Origin of the sequence: Exiguobacterium sp. s122 (assembly GCF_018618475.1) — a bacterium.
GTDB lineage: Bacteria > Bacillota > Bacilli > Exiguobacteriales > Exiguobacteriaceae > Exiguobacterium > Exiguobacterium himgiriensis.
Genome location: NZ_JACSMD010000017.1, coordinates 1 through 793, shown reverse-complemented (window position 1 = coordinate 793; position 793 = coordinate 1). Strand labels below are relative to the sequence as shown.

6 tRNA genes and 1 rRNA gene are annotated in these 793 nt (G+C 50.8%); all 7 read left to right on the top strand.

The window, feature by feature from the left end:
* Positions 1-88, top strand: a 5S ribosomal RNA gene (gene rrf / locus KNP92_RS15715); the annotation flags it as partial.
* A gap of 11 nt (positions 89-99) precedes the next feature.
* Positions 100-175: transfer RNA gene (locus KNP92_RS15710), tRNA-Val, on the top strand.
* A 9-nt stretch (positions 176-184) separates the two neighbouring features.
* Positions 185-260 (top strand) — tRNA-Thr (locus KNP92_RS15705).
* Between the two features lie 35 nt (positions 261-295).
* A tRNA-Leu gene (locus tag KNP92_RS15700) sits at positions 296-382 on the top strand.
* A 34-nt stretch (positions 383-416) separates the two neighbouring features.
* A tRNA-Arg gene (locus KNP92_RS15695) sits at positions 417-493 on the top strand.
* A 5-nt stretch (positions 494-498) separates the two neighbouring features.
* A tRNA-Pro gene (locus tag KNP92_RS15690) sits at positions 499-575 on the top strand.
* Between the two features lie 12 nt (positions 576-587).
* Positions 588-663, top strand: a tRNA-Ala gene (locus KNP92_RS15685).
* Positions 664-793 lie beyond the last annotated feature (130 nt).

Below are 793 nucleotides of genomic sequence, written 5' to 3'. Positions count from 1 at the left end.
CCGTTCCCATGCCGAACACGGAAGTTAAGCGCTTCAGCGCCGAAAGTAGTTGGGGGTCTCCCCCTGTGAGGATAGGACGTTGCCAGGCATTACATATTTGGAGGATTAGCTCAGCTGGGAGAGCACCTGCCTTACAAGCAGGGGGTCGGCGGTTCGATCCCGTCATCCTCCACCATTTACACCTGCCGGTGTAGCTCAGTTGGTAGAGCATCTGACTTGTAATCAGAGGGTCGAGGGTTCGAATCCTTTCGCCGGCACCATTTTTTCAAAAAGTCTACCGCATGAATTATACCTTGCCGGGGTGGCGGAATTGGTAGACGCACAGGACTTAAAATCCTGCGAGGGTTTCCTCGTGCCGGTTCAAGTCCGGCCCTCGGTACCATTTAATAAATATCCCATGAAGGATCATTCGTCTCGCACCCTTAGCTCAGCTGGATAGAGCGTTAGACTACGAATCTAAAGGCCGGGAGTTCGAATCTCTCAGGGTGCACCATTTCTCGGGAAGTAGCTCAGCTTGGTAGAGCACTTGGTTTGGGACCAAGGGGTCGCAGGTTCGAATCCTGTCTTCCCGACCATCATACCTTTTTGGGGCCTTAGCTCAGCTGGGAGAGCGCCTGCCTTGCACGCAGGAGGTCAGCGGTTCGATCCCGCTAGGCTCCACCAATTATTTTTATGACGAACTTTGAAAACTGAACGATGAGGCAAAAAAATGTTTTACAATTTTTGAATGAAGCGCAAGCTTCGTCATTTTCAAGAGCTATATCAAATTCTTTGGAGAGTTTGATCCTGGCTC